Origin of the sequence: Ruminococcus sp. (assembly GCF_017650195.1) — a bacterium.
Taxonomy (GTDB): Bacteria; Bacillota; Clostridia; order Oscillospirales; family Ruminococcaceae; genus Ruminococcus.
In genome coordinates this window covers 1-18,656 of record NZ_JAGCFH010000199.1, presented here as the reverse complement: position 1 = coordinate 18,656, position 18,656 = coordinate 1, and the positions used below count along the sequence as shown (strand labels likewise).

Sequence of the window (18,656 nt, the reverse complement as noted above, 5' to 3'; positions counted from 1 at the left end):
CTTTCTGTATCATTTTTCATTAGTTTGGGTTTTATCATGGAAATATCGAAACAGTAAAGACATTATCATTCAAATCAGCCTTGACCGACCAACCGAGCCTGTCACATAACAGCTTCACGACATACAACCCCAGTCCGCTGCCGCCCGCTGTCCGTGCATCCATACGGTAAAACGGCTCGAACACTCTGTCAATATGAAGCGCAGCACTGTCCGCAATCGTATTTGATACGCACAGCACCACCCGATCATTGTCCTGTTTCAGCTTAACACCGAAGCTGTCAGAGGTGTATTTCTGTGCATTGGACATGAGATTATTCGGTATCCTTGTCAGAAAATGCACATCAGCCTGAATCATGATACCGTCGGAAATTTCAAAATCCGTTGCGATATTTTTATCCGCTATCCATGAATGCTGTTCAAGCACTGTTTCTGTCAGAATATTGCTGAGATTGACTTCTTCAAGTTGCAGTTCATCATTGTTGTTCTCTATTTTCGTCAGCTCAAAAAATGCATCGGAAAGCGCTTTGAGATACTGATTTTTCTGCATTGCAATACCGAGATATTCCGCATTTTTATCAGATAGCTCACTGCTTTTCTCAATCATTTGCAGATAGCCCAGCGATGCTGTCAGCGGCGTTCGGAAGTCATGGGAGATACCCGAAATGACGGTTCCAAGCTGCTTTTTGCGTTCCTCATATTCCACGCCGAGCTGCCGCTGAATGTCGGTATGCTCATTCACCTTTACGGCAAGCTGGACTAAATCCCTATCAAAATCCGTGACCTTGACAGGCTGTTTGTAATCGCTGGCTTTCAGCTTTTCAAGCTCCTGCGAGAATCGGCGTAGATTCTTTTTCAGCGAAATATACTTCCACAGCAGAACGCATAAAATAACAAGGAGGCACACGCAGGCTGTTCCGAGCAGTAGTTTCATAGCGTATGCCTCCTTTCCTTATGTGAGTTGATGCGGTTCAAGGGCGATTTTCTTTTTCAACGTGAAATAGCCGATGAGATAATATATCGCACAGGAAACAACTGCCGAGACAATGACCTTTATCATAAAGCTGTCCGTTATGTCACGGACAAGCAGCGCACACTGTCCAAAGCCAAAAAACGATACGGGAGAATGCGACAGTGCCTCCATATCAGAACCGTTTATAGTCAGTAACATAACACTAAACAGCGGAGCAAATGATCCAAGTTTGAACAATGGACTTAGAAACACAATGCACAGCATTCCCCTGATACACAGTATACAGTAAATTATTAGTCTCGTAACAGTCTGTGGACTGCTGTCACTCATCATACTTATAATGATCGTCACAGCGAGATATAGAAGCAAAACAGGCGTAAATGTGATGACCTTGCCAAGAATGATCTTATGCGGTCTGAATCCTGCCATGATCTCATACATCTGTATTCTTTCGGAGTAGCTGTAACAGAGAACGATCACCGGAATGAACAGAACAATAAACAATGCCATTAAGCCGGGCTGTGAAAAGGCTTCTGCTGAATTTTGATTCAGTAAAAATCCACAAGACATTGCCAGTAATGCGGACACAAAAGCAGCAGTCAGTGATACAGCCTTATGCTTCATGATAAACATCTGCGACTTGATAATATTATTCATGTCTGCCACCTACCTTTTCAAGATAATAGTCCTCTAAGTTCTGACCTTCTTCATTTAGTCTGGTAATAACAAGTCCGTTGTCAGTCAGCGTTTTGGAGATGTGCAGAATATCGCTAAGCCGCTCAAAAATATGTATCTCCTCGCCGTGAATGACTTTGTAATCGTGAATGGACAGCTTATCCTCCAGTACTGCCGCAGTCTTGTTGATGTTGTCCGTCCGCAGGGCAATATAATTCCTGCATTTGACAAGCAGTTCCTCACGGCTCAGGTTTTCAATCAGTTCGCCGTGGCTGATGATAGAGAAATCGGTGCATAGCTCGGACAGCTCCGACAGCAGGTGACTTGAGATCAGAACGGTCACGCCCCACTCCTCTTGCATACGCTTGATAAGCTGTCGGACTTCCACAATGCCCTCCGGGTCAAGTCCATTCACAGGCTCGTCAAGTACCATAATTTCGGGCTTCGGCAGGAGTGCCATACCGATGCCGAGACGCTGTTTCATGCCAAGAGAGAATTTATTAGCACGCTTTTTGCCTGTATTTGCAAGCCCTACAAGCTCCAGTATCTCGTCAATACGCTTTTCATCGGGATAGCCCCGAAGATAGCGGATATATTCAAGATTCTGACGAGCTGTCATCGAACCTGCTATGATAGGCTGTTCGATCATAAAGCTCATTCTTGCACGGGAATCGTCAAGATTCTCCGAACTGCCGAACAGCTCCAGCTCGCCTTTCGACGGAAAGAAAAATCCCGCCAGTATCTTCATGATCGTGGTCTTGCCTGCGCCGTTCGGCCCGATCAGTCCGCAGATATGTCCGCGCTCCACCGTCAGGCTGAAATCATGCAGCACTTCCTGCTTTTTGTAGGACTTGCAAAGTCCCCTCATGGTTATCACGCTATTTCCCATAGTGCCGCCCCCTTTCGTTTCGTTGATACCATTCTAACAGCCAAAGGTAAAGAAAAGGTTAAGCGAATGGTAAAGAAAAGGTTAAGTTACAAGACGATAGCCCATACCCCAGACCGTTTCGATATACTCGTTGTCGGAATCGAGTTTTTTCAGCTTGGAGCGGATATTGCTCATGTGGACTTTGACTGTATTATCATCGGTGATATAATTCTCGCCCCACACGCTTTCAAAGAGGTTTGCTTTCGACCACAGCTTAGAGGGATTTTTTAGCATAAGCTCCAGAATAGCAAACTCCTTGCCGGTCAGAGTGAGTGCTTTGCCGCAGACGGTCGCTGCGCCTGATGTCAGGTCAAGTGACAGGTTTTTATAGGTCAGCACTTTCGATTCTTCCGCCTTTCGGGGGTTCATCTCATACCTTCGCAATACCGCTTCCACACGCACCAACAGTTCATCAAGGTCAAAGGGCTTTGTAATGTAATCGTCAGCGCCCATTCTGATCAGTTCTATCTTAGAGCGTGTTTCGCTTTTGGCGGATACAACAATGACGGGAATATCGGAAAACTCCCGTATCTTCTGCAAGACCATATCACCGCTCTGAAACGGTAGCATCAGGTCAAGTATCAGGAGCGACAGATCACTTTGCTCCCGAACGATACGGACGGAATCAAGTCCGTTCAAAGCAGACAGCGTTTCAAAGCCCTGCGAGGAAAGATATTCGCAGATCAGACGGTTGATCTCCCTATCGTCCTCGGCAGTCAGAATCTTTTTCATGGTGTCCCTCCCAGAAATTGTTGATTGTTGTAATAATTATAACACAGCTAGGAGGAAAGGTCAATCATACTGACTGTATGGTTCATAATTGATCGATATCTGTCATAGCTTTGCACCATCATAACGGAAAAATAACGGAAACGGAGCTTATATCAAGCTCCGTTCAACTTTATTTTTAGTACGCAACATAGTCTTGCTCTATGTAGTACTATCGCTTTAAACGGCTATTATAAGCCTAAAACAAAAGGACTATGTTAAGCAACATAGTCCTTGTTTCTGGTTGCGGCGGCTGGATTTGAACCAACGACCTTCGGGTTATGAGCCCGACGAGCTACCTAGCTGCTCCACACCGCGATATATTGCGCATTTACATCTGCGACTATATTATTATACCACAGTGGCGGTATGATGTCAACATCGACTTATATATTTTTTTATTTTAACTATTAATCACATCCTGCACTAACACTTAGTTTTTACTTAAAGCATAATATATCATTTCTATGCATTTCCATTTTTCACCGAATATCTCAAATTCTGTACTGCCGTCTTCTTCTTTGAAACCTGCGGCTTTGTAGCTTTTCAGAGCTGGAATATTATTCCCAAAAACTCCAAGGGTAATGCGCTTTGCACCGAGAACGCCTGAAGCATATCGTTTTGCAAGCTCCAGCATTTCCCTGCCTGCTCCCCTACCCCGCAGGGAGCTATCAACGATTACGAAGCCAAACCTAATTTCTTCATGAACTTCATCGGTATATCGCAGTATAAGATGTCCGACAGCATTGTCGTTTTCATCAACAGCAGTCATCGGAAAGAAAGCACCTGTTTTTTCGTGTTCTTCGTACATGGAAACCATATCTTCTGCATTTATCGGGAAATGGTCATATCGATCCGCACACCACATTCTGAACTCCCTTTCACAGCCTGTCCATGTAACTATCTTCTCTGCGTCAGACGGTATAAATTCTCTTAATTTCAACATATATTTCACCTCAAAGCCACTGTATAAAAGCGGTTTTATCGTTTCTGTTATAGCCTGCCTTTTCATAGAAATCCAAAATTCCCTGTTCCTTCGAGCCCGTCATTAGCATGATTTTGTAGCAGTTTTCATTTTTGGAAAGTGCCTTTGCATAGTTCAAACAAGCTGTAGCGAGACCTCTCCGACGATAAGCGGCAGAAGTCACCACATTCTCGACAAAGGCATAAGGACGCTGACCTCGGGTAAGATTAGGAATAATCACGCATACGCACGAAGCTGCAATAATTCCGTCAACTTCCGCGGCGATTATGTGATGATCCTTATCAGAGATAATACGTTCCCAGACTGCCATAACACGCTCGTTCTTCTCAGGAAACGGATTGTCATGAAGTTCCGTATACAGATGCATCAGACCGTCAAAATCATTGTTCGTTATTTCTCTTACGATAACTCCTGCCTTTAGTGATTTCATCATAAAAACATCTGCCCTTTCGTTATCATTATACCGTTCAGTGCGCACAAATCCCATTTTTTCGTAAAGTCGAATTGCACTGTCATATCCAGACATAGTATCAAGATACATCCTCTCGAAGCCAAACCTGCGTGCCGCTTCCACCGCAGTATCTGCAAGCTTAAAGCCAAGCCCTCTGCCTTGATACTCTTTGTACAAATAAAGCCCCTTTAGTTCGCAATCCCTGTCGCTTAGCTTTTTCACAGCGGATGTCCCGATAATGTTGTCCCCGTCGAAGAGACAAAGAAATACAATGAAATTCCGATCAATATCAGCAAAAACTGAATGTCTGCCCTCAGGTTCGAAATTCTTGCTGGACTCTATGAACACTCTTCCAAGGAAGTCGTGAACCCTTTCACGCATATCCGATGAATAAATCTTTATTTCTGTCATAGCTCCGTTTTATTTTACACGTTTTCCGCCAAAGGCATGGATAGTTCTCGTGCCTGCCTTGCAGCTTCCGCCCTGTAGGGCTCCTTTCGGGATAAAGAGCTCGTCTCCAGCGTGAAGCACCGTAGCTTCGCCGTTTATTGTGACTATATACTCCCCTTCAACGCAGATCATATACTCGTCATAGTCATGGATATGTTCCTTTGACTCCCTATCCGCATTGCAGGTCCAGAAAGCCATCTGACTGCCGTCAGGAGCGGTATAATAATAGCCATCGATATCGGGAGTATTCTGCTGCTCAGACGGTATTTTGTTTGCTTCTCTTTTCATAAAATCTGGAAAACTATTCATGAAAATCTCCTTTAAATTATTATTTGATTGAGTAGATAGTAATAATTAGTGTTATGTAGCGAAACCGCTTCTAATCTCTACTTACTGAAATCAAAAGTATGCAAAGCTAAATTTATATTTTAAGCTCATATCCGCCGACAGGTCTGACGGTCAAGATATAACAGCTGCCCGCACCGAAGACTCGCTCCATTTCCGCAGCGTAATCTGTAGTCAGATAGCCCGGTACAAACGCCTGTATCGTGCCGGCAAAGCCACCGCCATGAACGCGAACAGCACCGTTTCCGCCGAGGAAGCGCTTACTGAGCATTATCGCAAGGGGTATCTGCTGTTCCTTGTACTCTGCGCAGGAATAAAGATTCTGTAAAAGCTCCGCCGAGGATGTACCCGACTCGTTCACTAGCCCGAAAAAACGCTCGGTATCTCCGTCATCAAGGGCTTCAGCTTCCTCAACTGCTCTTCTGTTCTCACCAAAGAAATGTGCGGCGCGTAGCAGTTCTCTGTCATAGCAAATTCTCCGAAGCTCAGGTAGCCTTCTGAAGAACTCCTCTTCGTCAGCTTCACGCAGGAACTCACAGCCAAGAGCCTCTGCCACATGCTTCATCTCAGAAAACACCGTACTGTACTCGTCAGAAAGCTTATCGTGACTGCCCCTCGTATCAGTTATGCATATCGAGTATCCTGATCTGTCAAAGTCAAAATTCACATTTCGGATATCAGGTGAAGCAGTATTCGCAAAGTCAACAGCAACAAAACCGCCTGATGCCGAAACAAGCTGATCCATAAGTCCGCTTGCCTTTCCAAAGTAGACATTTTCTGCATACTGTCCTATAGCCGCTATATCAGTAGCACTCATTCCTCCTCCGTTGAAGCCCTCATTTATGACAGTACCCACAAGCACCTCAAACGCAGCCGAGGAAGAAAGGCCACTCCCGCTGAGTACGTCGGAGATTATATAGGCGTCGAAACCACCTGTGTCCACGCCCTTTTCCGCGAAGCCTGCGGCGATGCCACGGATAAGGGCGGCTGTAGTACCCTTTTCCTCCTCTATTATCTCGAAGTTACCGAGTTTTATCTCAACCGGCTCATAGCCCTTGGACTTCACACGTATCACTCCCTGAGCATGGTAGTAAACAACAGCAATGATATCAAGGCTAACAGCCGCAGCAAGCACACAGCCATGTTGGTGATCGGTGTGATTACCACCTATCTCTGTACGCCCCGGAGCTGAAAACACGCGGATATCTCCGCTTTCCGGATAGAACCGCGAAAAGCCCTCGGCAGCGCTGAGGTAACGTGCTCTTGCCCGTAGAACAGCCTTTTCCGATGAACCGTAAAGCTTACAGAACTGCTCGTCAAAGCTTCCAGAGGATATGCCGTTTATATATTCGGATAGGTTCATACAATACATCTCCTTTAAGCTATCATTTAAGCTGATGCCTGTGCATAAGCAGATATTTTCTTATTACCAGACGTGCCTCCGACATTTTCACAGGTAGCCCGTGACCTGTTGCGAGCCATTCAGGCGAAAGTTCCAGTATGCTCTTCAAGGAGCGTGCCATAGCCGCCGGAGCGACAGCATGGGGCGTTATATCAGGTTTCCCCCAAATTGCTGTAAAAGCATCGCCGCAGTAGAGCACGCCCTCTGAGAATACCCCCACCGAACCAAGGGTATGTCCAGGCAATGGTATAAGCTCCGCGTCAAATCCGTACTCCCGTAGGATATTCCTGTCATTGCCAAGCAGTATATCCGGAGTATAGGGAGCAGAACTGAACATTCTCATTCTTCCGCAGACATTCTGCTGTATGTTCCGTACTCGGTATCTCGAGGAAGTAGCCTTTACCGGCTGCCTCTCAAAATGTCCAACAAGCTCTCTGTCGCGCTCTCCAAGGAAAATCTCCGCATTCAGCTCCTTCCATATCCTTGCCGTGTTGCCGTCATGATCGGTATGAGCATGAGTGAGCAGAATATACCTTATATCGTAAGGATTAATGTACTCAATCAGCCTTTTGTATATAAGTGGTATACCTGTATCTATGAGCATATCGCCCTTTCTTCCTCGGAGCACATAGCAGGTCATTGGTGATCCCCCGACATAAACACAGAAATAGCGGATACTTCCGCAACTTTTCTCCTTTTCGGTAATGTATCTCACAGGTTCACCCCCCTTTTTATTCTATTATACACTGCTTTATTAAAAGATTCAATAATTTTGTGTTAATTATTTCGTATTTGCAGGATAATAATATTTTCCACATTTTTAATTAAATTCTCCATTGACTTTTTAAGAAATTCATGCTATAATTTAAGCGTGATATAAAGTAAGACTTAATTAAAGGAGTTTTTCTTATGTCGAATATTAAAATACTCGGTGAGTGTCTGAAAAACATCCCGTGGGAGGACAAGCCTGCAGGCTGCAAGGCTCCCGTGTGGAGATTTTCTCAGAACCCTATTATAAACAGGAACCCACTCCCCGATGTAACGAGGATCTTCAACAGCGCAGTCATATCGCACAATGGCGGCTTCATAGGAGTATTCCGTGGCGAACAGCGAAACGGTATACCTCATATATACCTCGGCATGAGCAATAATGCACTTGACTGGCAGTTTGATCCGAAAAAGATACAGTTCACCGACAAAAACGGCGAACCATTTATGCCCCCTTACGCTTATGACCCACGACTCGTAAAGGTCGGCGATATATACTATATAATATGGTGTCAGGACTCCTTTGGTCCTACTATCGGCATTGCAGAGACCACGGATTTCAGGACGTTCACACGTATTGATAATCCTTTCCTTCCCTATAACCGCAATGCTGTCCTTTTCCCGAGGAAGATAAACGGAAATTATGTAATGCTCTCGCGCCCCTGCGACGACGGACATACAGCTTTCGGAGACATATTCCTTTCGGAAAGCCCCGATATGGAATTCTGGGGACATCACCGCCATGTTATGGGACGCTCTGGAAATTGGTGGGAAAGCCTAAAGATAGGCGGTGGAGCTGCACCAATAGAAACTGATAAAGGCTGGCTGATATTTTACCATGGCGTTGTAAATACCTGCAATGGCTACGTATACAGTATTGGAGTGGCAATACTCGATACCGACGAGCCCTCAAGGGTTCTGCACCGCTGTGAGAACTATATACTCACCCCCGAGGAATGGTACGAGGAACGCGGATTTGTACCAAATGTATGCTTTCCATGCGCAACTCTCACAGACGCCGACACAGGCAGGATAGCAATTTACTATGGCTGTGCTGACAGCTATGTGAGTATTGCCTTCACAACTGTGCAGGAGATATATGATTATATCCTTGCTCACGACAAACTCCAGCCGGGAGACGACGCAGTAGGCGTCAGATAAAACACGATATCCTCTTAATACTCATTTTCACCCCAAAAAGGACTGCCAAAGCAGTCCTTTTTGCATTTTGCTTCGTCATTTTTACTAAGGGGTATTCCGTCAATTTGATGAAAAGCTCCTTATTTTATTGTTATTTTGCACAAATTCCACAGTTGAAAATTGTCTGCTGTACGCTATACTTGCGAAATTTACCGTTCTATTCTTCATTTTACCAAAAAATACTTGCAGTTTTTTGTGAAATGTGATAAAATATAGTGATACTGGAAAATGACAATAAAAAAATACATGATACTATATTAAAGGAGAAACTTATGGCAAGGATAAAAGCTGCCGTGATTTTCGGCGGTACTGCGCGGGAACACTCACTCTCACTGGCTTCCGCAGCAGAAGTAATCCGAAGTATCCCAAAGGATAAATATGAGGTTATATGCATAGGCATAACGCGAAAGGGACGTTGGCTCTATTTCCCGGGCGACGTGGAAGATATTGCCGACGGCACATGGGAGCAGGATACAGACTGCGCTTCCGCTTTCATTTCCCCCGACCCTCTTTACAGAGGCATCATCACCATTGAAAACGGAGAGACTACTATCAGAAGAGTTGATGTAGTATTCCCAATACTTATGGGCAAGAAAAGCGGAGACGGAACCGTTCAAGGTCTCCTTGACCTCTCCGGCATTCCCTACGTAGGCAGCGGTGTGCTCGCCTCGGCTTCATGCATGGATAAATCCCACACCCACATGGTAATGGACGACTACAATATAAAGACTGCCGACTGGCGACTCATCACGCAGCGTGAGATAAACGACCTCGACAATAAATGCAACGCTATCGCCTCTGAAATGGACTTCCCTCTGATAGTAAAGCCTGCCAATAGTGGCAGCAATTCTGGAACGAGTATCGCAGCAAACCTGGATGAGTTCCTCGCTGCTGTGAAGCTTGCTTTTTCAAGCGACAATAAGGTGGTAATTGAAAAATACATAAAAGCGCGCAAGCTCGAAGCAGCAGTACTCGGCTATGATATGCCGGTCTGTTCGCCTGTCGGAGAGATACGGAATCCGGACAGGACATACGATCCCACCGATTTCAACGTCAGCACAGGTGACGATCTCACAGTACCTGCCGATATTCCAAAAGATATTGAAAAAAGAGTACAGGAGACCGCAATAGCCGCCTTCAAAGCTCTCGGCTGCCGTGGACTGGCAAGAGTGGATTTCTTCCTCACTGAGGAGGGCGAGCTCCTGCTCAACAAGATAGGCACTATGCCTGGGCTAAGGAAAAACAGCGTATTTTGCTGTCTTATGAAGGAGCTTGACTACTCTCATAATGAACTGATAGTTGAGCTGCTGGAACAGGCTGTGGACAACGCAGACAGAAATTACTAATAAACAAGGATAAATATGAATATAAGGAGACTGCTTTGGAAAACAATGTTTTGATATCTCTTACGAGTATTCAATGGCAGGACAATGAAAAGAGCGAGACAGAACTTCTGACACAGGCAAACTTCTCTCGCGAAAACGGCTGGGACATAATCTCCTACGAGGACACCTCTGCTACGGGTTTTGAAGGCTCAGTCACCACCATTAAGGTGGACGACAGCAGAAATGCTTCAATAACCCGTGAGGGCACGGCAAACTCCGTACTTTCTCTAGAGATAGGAAGAAAACACTTCTGCCAGTATGGCACTCCCTACGGTAATCTTCAAATTGGAGTATACACACACGCTATAGAGAATACTATCGCAGAAAATGGCAGGCTCTACCTGAAATATACTCTTGACCTAAATTCCTCGTATCTTTCGGATAACGAGATAATAATGACAGTACAGGCTCAGAACTGAGCCTTCATAAGAAAGGATAATAATAATGTCAGACCTTATCAATTCTGCGTCGCTCCGGCTACGTGAGATAATCATGGACGCCCTCGGAGTGCTCGTCGCAGAGGAAGAGATACCCGCTGTTCCCCTGCCGAATTTTAACATTGAGATACCTGCGGACAAATCTCACGGCGACTTCGCCGCAAACACCGCAATGGTCTGCGCAAAGGCTCTTAAAATGCCGCCGAGAAAGATAGCAGAGCTGATTTGTGATAAGCTCTTCCTCCAGGGCACCATATTCGAGAGAGCCGAAGTAGCAGGTCCAGGATTCCTGAACTTCTTTCTCAGCAGGAAGTGGTTCTCTGACGTAGTGCAGAACGTCCTCAGCGAGGGTGAGAACTACGGAAAGACCGACCTCGGCAAGGGGAAAAAAGTGCTTGTTGAGTTCGTTTCCGCAAACCCCACAGGGCCTATGCATATCGGCAATGCAAGAGGAGGAGCTATAGGCGACTGTCTCGCAAGTGTCCTACAGTGGGCAGGCTATCACGCAGAGCGCGAGTTCTACGTAAACGACGCTGGAAACCAGATCGAGAAGTTCGGCAAGTCCCTCGAGCTCAGATATTTACAGCTCTGCTCCGTCAAGGGACATGAGCTCATAGCTAGGTGCAAGGACGATAACGAGAAACTCTGCTCGGAGATATATTCTCAGAGCGGCGAAGGCATGACGTTCGAAATGCCAGAAGATGTTTACCTCGGCACGGATATCATCGAGCATGCAAAGAACTTCTACGATATTAACGGCAACTCCTTCGAAAGCGTATCCGAAAAGGAACGCAGAAAGGCTCTCGTTGATTACGCTCTTCCTATAAACATAGCAGGTCTTGAACGCGACCTTAAAAAGTACCGTATCGTATACGACAACTGGTTCCGCGAGAGCACCGTACACGCAAAGAACGAGACAAAGCTGGTCGTCGACAAGCTCATGGAAGTTGGAAAAGCTTATGAGCAGGACGGTGCAATATGGTTCAAAGCTACAGAGTATGGCCTTGACAAGGACTTCGTATTAAAAAGAAGCAACGGTCTTTACACATATATCGTACCAGATATCGCCTACCACTATGACAAGCTGGTAACCAGAAACTTCGACAAGGCGATAAATGTCCTCGGAGCTGACCACCACGGCTACGTCCCGAGACTTAAAGCTGCTCTCAACGCTCTCGGCGTTGACGAGACAAAGCTGGACGTAGTACTCATGCAAATGGTAATGCTGGTCCGTAACGGCGAGATAGTAAAGCTCTCAAAGAGAAGCGGAAAGGCGATAACCCTTGTAACTCTCCTTGATGAGATACCGATTGATGCAGCTCGTTTCTTCTTCAATCTTCGTGAGGCAAATTCCCAGTTTGAGTTCGACCTTGACCTCGCTATTGAGAAATCCTCACAGAACCCTGTCTACTATGTTCAGTACGCCCACGCAAGGATATGCAGCCTCCTGAGGAACCTCAGTGAGGAGGGTGTTGAGATACCGCAGTCCGCCGACCTAGATCTTCTCTACAATCCACGTGAGATTGAGCTCATACGCCACCTTGCCTCCCTCCCCGGAGAGATAAACCTTGCGGCTAAGAGCTATGATCCATCAAAGATCACAAAGTATTCGGTAGATTTGGCTACTCTTTTCCACCGATTCTACGACGCCTGCAGCGTAAAGAACGCAGAAACAAAGGAGCTCATGGACGCTCGTATACTCCTCTGCGTTGCAGTACGCCAAACTCTCAGGAATGCTCTGGAGATACTGAATATCGACCGTCCCGAGAAAATGTAAAAATTACATTTCGGTTACAAAGTTTTTGCCCGATTTGGCAATTTTTAACAAAAATCAACACATTCATAAGCCACGTTTGTGAGCCTTCGGACGAGAGTTAACAGTTTGTTAACAAATTGAGAGTAAAAATGTGTTACAATTTGTAATATGTTACGGAGATATTATCTCCTCTCAAACTCCTTGAAGGTCCGCTCAAAATAAGATCTTTATTAAGAGAAAGGATGTAAATCATGTCCAACAGATTATTTCAGGGTTTAGTTCATCAGATGCGTGATTCCATCGACGCTACCATTGGCGTAGTAGATGAGACCGCAACAATCATTGCCTGCAGCGACCTTTCACGTGTAGGCACAACAAATGAGTTCGTTTCACTCGACCTCAGCGATTCACACGACATCTTCATCCGCGACGGCTTCACCTATAAGCCCTTCGGCTCAAGAGTAAAGCCCGACTATGCGGTTTTTGTAGAGGGTGTTGACGACGCAGCTGCAAAGTATGCAAGCATACTCGCTATCGCACTCTCAAATATCAAGCAGTACTACGATGAAAAGTACGACAGAAACAATTTCATCAAGAATGTCATACTTGATAACGTTCTCCCCGGAGATATAGTTATCAAGGCAAGAGAGCTCCACTTCAACGCAGAGATAAGCAGAGCCGTATTCCTTATCAGAATAATCTCCGCTAATGATATCTCCGCTTACGACGTTATACAGAACCTCTTCCCTGACAAGAACAAGGACTTTGTCTTCAATATCACAGAGACAGATATCGTTCTAGTCAAGGAGCTCAAGAGCACTGTTGACTCAAAGGATCTCGAAAAGCTCGCACGCTCTATCGCTGATACTCTCAGTAGCGAGTTCTACACAAGAGTAAACGTAGGTATCGGTACAGCCGTTGTAGGCGTAAAGGATCTTGCACGCTCCTTCAAGGAAGCTCAAATGGCTCTTGAGGTCGGCAAGGTATTTGATACAGACAAGGTAATAGTAAGCTACGACAACCTAGGTATCGCACGTCTTATCTATCACCTCCCAACAACTCTCTGCGAGACATTCCTCCACGAGGTGTTCAAGGTAGGCAGCATCGAGTCTCTCGACCACGAGACGCTCTTCACTATCCAGAAGTTCTTCGAGAACAACCTCAACGTTTCAGAAACATCAAGAAAGCTCTTCGTACACAGAAATACTCTTGTGTACAGACTTGAAAAGATTAAAAAGCTCACAGGTCTTGATCTCCGTGAATTCGATCACGCTATAATTTTCAAGATCGCACTCATGGTAAAGAAGTACCTGTCTGCTAATCCTGTAAAGTTCTGATAAAAGCCGTCACGGCATATATGGAACTTCGGGCGGCTTAGTCCGCCCTTTTTACAGACTAAGGTAGGTGTAACACTTTGGTAGAACTTAAAAACGTATCCGTGACCTACTCCAGCGGCGTTGATGCTCTTAACAATGTCAGCCTGAAGATAAACGACGGCGACTTTGCATTCGTGGTAGGTTCATCAGGTGCGGGCAAAAGTACCATGATAAAGCTTCTGCTCAAGGAAATAGACGCAACAAGCGGCGTAGTGACCGTAAACGGCTATAATCTCAACAAGCTAAAAAAAAGGAAGATACCGGAATTTCGCCGCACTCTCGGCTTTGTATTCCAGGATTTCCGGCTGATCCCGTCAATGACCGTGTATGAGAACATTGCTTTCGTTCTCAGAGTTATTGATGCTCCGATCAAGTATATAAGAAAAAGAGTGCCTTATGTTATAAGTCTTGTGGGACTTCATGCTAAGACTAATTCTTATCCGGACGAACTTTCTGGTGGTGAAAAGCAGCGTGTAGCTATTGCAAGAGCGCTGGTAAACGACCCCCAGCTCATAATCGCAGACGAGCCTACGGGTAATATCGACCCCGAGCTCTCCTATGAAATCGTTGAGCTCCTCAAGGGCATAAACGATCAGGGCACCACCATACTCATGGTAACTCACGAGCATGACCTTGTTCGCCACTTCGGCGGACGCATAATCAATATCACCGAAGGCGAGATAGTTTTCGATGAGGTAATAACAGGTACGGGCGACGAGCTCCTTGCCGATATGAACGCGGAGGTGCCGGCAGAAGCTGTGGCGGAAGCCATAAGCGAAGCCGAGCAGATCAACAGCATAACAGGAAGCGAAAATACAGGCGAAGCCGCAGAGCTCCCAATAGAGGATATGTCAGCTGACGATATAATATCAGCAATAGGCGGTATCCCCGAGCCGGAACAGGCTGAAAAAGAGCTTATGAAGCCTGTTGCGGAGAATATTGATGTAGATATAACTCAGGAACTTCCCAAAATACCGGATGAGGAAACTCCCGAACAGCTCCTCGCCGCACTTTCGGAAAAGACAGAAGGAGGTGCGGAATGAAACTAAGCGGTGTCAAATATCTCGCCGATCAGGGCGTGGAAAATATATGGAAGAATAAGATGATGGCGTTCGCTACCTTCTGCGTACTGCTTATATCTCTCCTGCTCGTCGGAGTAGCAGGTCTCTTTTACATCAACCTCAATTCTATGATAAAGGGTCTCGGAAGTCAGAACGAGGTAGTTGTAATAATGGAGAATGGCACTACCGATGAACAAAATTCTGCAGCAGAGGAAGCCATAAAGGCCGTCCCCAACGTTGCAACAATCAAATTCATCTCAAAGGAGGAGGCTCTCGAAAGACAGAAGGCAAGCCTCCCCAATGCAGAAAAGATATTCAGCGAATATATCGGCTCTGACGCAAGCTTTATGCCGGACGGCTTCAGCGTTACCGTCAAAAATACCGACCAAATATCAGATACCACAGCGCAGATAAGCGCTATACAGAATATCCAGAGCGCTTCCGCTTCACCTCAAGTAGCAGAGTTCCTCAGGGAGCTCAGGAAGGTAGTCTCTATCATAGCAGGTGCCGTGATACTGGCTCTTGCAGTAGTATCAATGATAATAATTTCCAACACCACAAAGGCAAGCGTTTTTGCCCGTCGTGAGGAGATACAGATAATGAAGTACGTCGGCGCGACCAATGCGTTCATACGTATGCCTTTCTTCGTAGAAGGTATGGTAACAGGCTTCTTTGCCGGTGCAGGCGCTTACTTCATAACATGGGCGGTCTACCGCTCGGTATATAATATGCTCACAGAGCAGGGTATGCTCATGAATACATTTGGCGTGGGCAGTCTTATCCCATTTGATAAGATCAGACTTTACGTTGTACTCGGCTACCTTGTGGCTGGTTCCCTTATAGGAGCCCTCGGCAGCGTAATAAGCACAAGAAAGCATATCGATGTATGATATGAATGTCCGTACGAATAATATGATTATTTTATGAAAGGAGTGTGCTGCCGGAGCTCAGCTTTTGAACCAATTCTCCGGCAAGCAGCTTTATTATGAAAAATCTAAGCATTTTCAAGAAGGTAATATCTTTTGTGACCTGTTCTGCATTATCAATGGCAGTAATGACAGGCTCTCCCCTGTTGTCAGGTGAAAGAACGGAAAAAGTCGCTGCGCTCAGTATCGCTGAGCTTCAGGAAAAAATAAACGAAAACAATTCTCAGATTGAGGAGCTTCAAGGTCAGCTCGATGCTCTTGCAAGCAACAAGGCAGAGCAGGAGCAATATCAGGCTGTACTTAAGCAGCAGATAGACGTTATAAAGGATAACCTCACTATCCTCGCCAATGAAATTGCAAGCATAAAAGAGGACATCGAGGAAACAAAAAGTAATATCACCTCCCTTGAGGATTCAATAGCAGCACAGGATCAGGAGATTGACAATAAGATTGAACGCTTCAAGAAGCGTCTCTGTGAAATGTATATCTCCGGAAACGACAACCTCGCCTCAGTAGTAGTAGGTACTTCCAGCTTCTACGATATGATTTCAAGAGTTGAAATGGTAAACCGTATCGCTTCCTATGACGAGCAACTCATAAACGACATTCTTGCCGATATCGACAAAATGGAAGAGGACAAAGCATCTCTTCAGACCGAAAAGCTCACTCAGGAAATGAAGGAAAAGGAGCTTGAAGCAAAAGAAGCCGATAAAAAGGCTGAATATGAGATCTTCAATGAAAAGTCACTTCAGACTCAGGAGATCATCGACAGACTTGCTCTAGAGGAACAGATGCTGGCAGGTGATATCAGCAAATACGAGCAGGATAAAGCCGACTTTGAGCAGCAGATACAGGATATAATCGCAGAGCAGCAACGCCGCGAGGCAGAAGAGGCAGCAAGACTTGCTGCACAGCAGGCTGCATCACAGACCTATACTCCCTCCTACAGTTCCCAGCCCTCATACATACCTACTCCCGGTGCTTCCGGATTCGCATGGCCGGCGCCAGGTTACTACCTTATAACCAGCGGCTATGGCGAAAGATGGGGTAGCTTCCACGGCGGAATTGATATTGGCGACGCCGGTATCCACGGAGGATGCGCCTGTGCTTCACGCGCTGGTACGGTCATATACGTATATAACGGCTGCAATCATGATTATGCTAAGCAAGGTAGCTGCGGCTGCGGTGGTGGTTACGGCAACTACGTTATCATATCACACGATGAGACTTACTCCACTGTTTACGGTCACCTTGCAAGTGCTGCCGTTTCTCAGGGACAGTACGTGAACCAGGGTGATGTTATCGGCTACATAGGTTCCACAGGATGGTCAACAGGCGATCATCTCCACTTTGAGATACGTGTGAACGGAGTAAGAGTCAACCCATCCAATTATGTATAAATCCGTCATACAATAAAATACCATAAAATAAGGGCAGTTCGCGCAACTGCCCGAATTTTTGTCAGAAAGCGATGATAATATGAATAAGAAGATCAGTCTCGGGCTCGCTCTGAGCCTTATTGCTATAGCTTCCGCTGTCACGTTCATACTGACCTCATTTTTCTCGCTGCAAAGCTTCAATAAGACCGTAGTAGACGTAAGTGAAAAGGGAAAGAAATACAACTCCCTCCAGACTCTAGACTCCTACGTCCGTGAGCACTACCTCGGCGATATCGACGAAAGCGAGCTCAACGACGGTATCCTTAAGGGCTATATATCTGGACTTGGCGACAAGTATTCCAAATACCTCTCAGAGGAGGAATATCTTACCGAGCAGAACGAGGGCGCAGGACAGCTCGTAGGTCTCGGACTTACCCTTACCGAGGACGAGAGCGGATATATCCGCATCGCAGGCATGATACAGGATTCCCCTGTCACAGAGGCTGGTCTCATGGTAGGAGATATCATAACCCTTATAGATGGTGTCAGCGTGCTATCCGTGGGCTTTGACGAATCCGTTGAAGCAATGCGCGGTACCGAGGGTTCTGAGATAAGACTTACTGTACGCCGCGGCGGCGTAGATAAGGACTACACTTTCACACGCCGTTCCATAGAGGAAATAAGCGTAACAGGAGAAATGATAAGCGAGTATGTTGGATATATAAAGGTTACAGGCTTTAAGAAGAATACTCCCCAACAGTTCATGAACGCTCTCGAAAGACTTACCTCAAACGGCGTCCGTGCGCTGATATTTGACGTCCGCGACAATGGCGGTGGAATAGTTCCTTCGCTATCCGAGTGCTTAGATCCCCTTCTGCCAGAGGGCGTTATCGCCACGGCAGAATACAAGGATGGTCACAGCGAGACTATCGTATACTCTGACGAGACCATGCTCGATATACCAATGGTTGTGCTTGTGAACAAGAATACCGCCAGCGCAGCAGAGCTTTTTGCTGCTTCACTGAGGGACTTCGCTAGCGCCTATCTCATAGGTGAAAAGACATACGGAAAGGGCGTTATGCAAGAAACAACAGAATTTAACAAGAACGGTGCTGTAATCCTTACAGTCGCAAGGTACAAGACCTCGCTTTCCGACTGCTATGACGGAGTGGGCATAGCTCCCGACCTAACCCTAGCAAACGAGGACCCCGAAACCGACGACCAGAAGAACAAAGCCGTTGAGATAGCATACAGCCTTATACAATAAGGTATAAAATCCCAGACGTCCCGTTAATGCGGAAATATTATACACCAGTAAATACTACAAAAACCTCAGCATGACTTTGCTGAGGTTTTTGTATGAAAGCCATGAGAATGTTCCCTTCTTTATTCCT

18 protein-coding genes, 1 tRNA gene and 1 pseudogene are annotated in these 18,656 nt (G+C 45.9%); 9 read left to right on the top strand and 11 right to left on the bottom strand.

Features of this window, described 5'->3' with window-relative positions; translation table 11 throughout:
• Window positions 1-34: 34 nt before the first annotated feature.
• From J6U00_RS09265 to J6U00_RS09215, 11 genes and pseudogenes are all read right to left on the bottom strand, one after another.
• On the bottom strand, window positions 35-931 hold the full coding sequence (locus tag J6U00_RS09265; RefSeq protein ID WP_296581229.1) for a HAMP domain-containing sensor histidine kinase: 897 nt from the start codon (window positions 929-931) through the stop codon (window positions 35-37).
• A gap of 18 nt (window positions 932-949) precedes the next feature.
• Complete coding sequence (locus J6U00_RS09260) at window positions 950-1,627, bottom strand: hypothetical protein (RefSeq protein WP_296581228.1); 678 nt, start codon at window positions 1,625-1,627, stop codon at window positions 950-952.
• Window positions 1,620-2,534 carry an ATP-binding cassette domain-containing protein gene (locus tag J6U00_RS09255; protein ID WP_296581227.1) on the bottom strand — a complete coding sequence of 305 codons (915 nt, stop codon included), beginning with the start codon at window positions 2,532-2,534 and terminating at the stop codon, window positions 1,620-1,622. Before J6U00_RS09255 ends, J6U00_RS09260 begins: the two co-directional genes overlap by 8 nt.
• Before the next feature lie 81 nt (window positions 2,535-2,615).
• Complete coding sequence (locus tag J6U00_RS09250; RefSeq protein ID WP_296581226.1) at window positions 2,616-3,305, bottom strand: response regulator transcription factor; 690 nt, start codon at window positions 3,303-3,305, stop codon at window positions 2,616-2,618.
• Window positions 3,306-3,582: 277 nt separating this feature from the next.
• Window positions 3,583-3,659 (bottom strand) — tRNA-Met (locus J6U00_RS09245).
• Between the two features lie 115 nt (window positions 3,660-3,774).
• On the bottom strand, window positions 3,775-4,287 hold the full coding sequence (locus J6U00_RS09240; protein WP_296581225.1) for a GNAT family protein: 513 nt from the start codon (window positions 4,285-4,287) through the stop codon (window positions 3,775-3,777).
• A 10-nt stretch (window positions 4,288-4,297) separates the two neighbouring features.
• The gene (locus J6U00_RS09235) at window positions 4,298-4,732 is read right to left on the bottom strand and encodes a GNAT family N-acetyltransferase (RefSeq protein WP_296581230.1); all 435 of its coding nucleotides are present in this window, start codon (window positions 4,730-4,732) and stop codon (window positions 4,298-4,300) included.
• A 54-nt stretch (window positions 4,733-4,786) separates the two neighbouring features.
• A pseudogene (locus J6U00_RS09230) lies at window positions 4,787-5,158 on the bottom strand (GNAT family N-acetyltransferase); the annotation flags it as partial.
• A gap of 39 nt (window positions 5,159-5,197) precedes the next feature.
• Window positions 5,198-5,536 carry a cupin domain-containing protein gene (locus J6U00_RS09225; RefSeq protein ID WP_296581224.1) on the bottom strand — a complete coding sequence of 113 codons (339 nt, stop codon included), beginning with the start codon at window positions 5,534-5,536 and terminating at the stop codon, window positions 5,198-5,200.
• A gap of 112 nt (window positions 5,537-5,648) precedes the next feature.
• Window positions 5,649-6,935, bottom strand: a complete 1,287-nt coding sequence (locus J6U00_RS09220; protein ID WP_296581223.1) for a galactokinase family protein — start codon at window positions 6,933-6,935, stop codon at window positions 5,649-5,651.
• Window positions 6,936-6,957: 22 nt separating this feature from the next.
• Window positions 6,958-7,614 (bottom strand): MBL fold metallo-hydrolase, encoded by a 657-nt coding sequence (locus J6U00_RS09215; RefSeq protein WP_296581222.1) that lies wholly within the window; start codon window positions 7,612-7,614, stop codon window positions 6,958-6,960.
• Between the two features lie 269 nt (window positions 7,615-7,883).
• Between J6U00_RS09215 and J6U00_RS09210 the strand changes: the two genes are divergently transcribed.
• From J6U00_RS09210 to J6U00_RS09170, 9 genes are all read left to right on the top strand, one after another.
• Window positions 7,884-8,903, top strand: a complete 1,020-nt coding sequence (locus tag J6U00_RS09210; RefSeq protein ID WP_296581221.1) for a glycoside hydrolase family 130 protein — start codon at window positions 7,884-7,886, stop codon at window positions 8,901-8,903.
• A 311-nt stretch (window positions 8,904-9,214) separates the two neighbouring features.
• Window positions 9,215-10,288: a D-alanine--D-alanine ligase family protein gene (locus J6U00_RS09205; protein WP_296581220.1), complete on the top strand. Its 1,074-nt coding sequence runs from the start codon at window positions 9,215-9,217 to the stop codon at window positions 10,286-10,288.
• Window positions 10,289-10,323: 35 nt separating this feature from the next.
• Window positions 10,324-10,746: a DUF1934 domain-containing protein gene (locus J6U00_RS09200; RefSeq protein WP_296581219.1), complete on the top strand. Its 423-nt coding sequence runs from the start codon at window positions 10,324-10,326 to the stop codon at window positions 10,744-10,746.
• 25 nt (window positions 10,747-10,771) lie between these two features.
• The gene (argS, locus tag J6U00_RS09195; protein ID WP_296581218.1) at window positions 10,772-12,541 is read left to right on the top strand and encodes an arginine--tRNA ligase; all 1,770 of its coding nucleotides are present in this window, start codon (window positions 10,772-10,774) and stop codon (window positions 12,539-12,541) included.
• A gap of 230 nt (window positions 12,542-12,771) precedes the next feature.
• Complete coding sequence (locus tag J6U00_RS09190; RefSeq protein ID WP_295081868.1) at window positions 12,772-13,857, top strand: helix-turn-helix domain-containing protein; 1,086 nt, start codon at window positions 12,772-12,774, stop codon at window positions 13,855-13,857.
• Window positions 13,858-13,934: 77 nt separating this feature from the next.
• A complete protein-coding gene (gene ftsE / locus J6U00_RS09185) occupies window positions 13,935-14,939 on the top strand; it encodes a cell division ATP-binding protein FtsE (RefSeq protein ID WP_365718618.1) in 1,005 nt (334 codons plus the stop codon).
• Complete coding sequence (gene ftsX, locus J6U00_RS09180) at window positions 14,936-15,847, top strand: permease-like cell division protein FtsX (protein ID WP_296581217.1); 912 nt, start codon at window positions 14,936-14,938, stop codon at window positions 15,845-15,847. Before ftsE ends, ftsX begins: the two co-directional genes overlap by 4 nt.
• 95 nt (window positions 15,848-15,942) lie before the next feature.
• Window positions 15,943-17,283, top strand: a complete 1,341-nt coding sequence (locus J6U00_RS09175) for a M23 family metallopeptidase (RefSeq protein WP_296581216.1) — start codon at window positions 15,943-15,945, stop codon at window positions 17,281-17,283.
• A gap of 79 nt (window positions 17,284-17,362) precedes the next feature.
• On the top strand, window positions 17,363-18,529 hold the full coding sequence (locus J6U00_RS09170) for a S41 family peptidase (RefSeq protein WP_296581215.1): 1,167 nt from the start codon (window positions 17,363-17,365) through the stop codon (window positions 18,527-18,529).
• The last annotated feature ends 127 nt before the right edge of the window (window positions 18,530-18,656 follow it).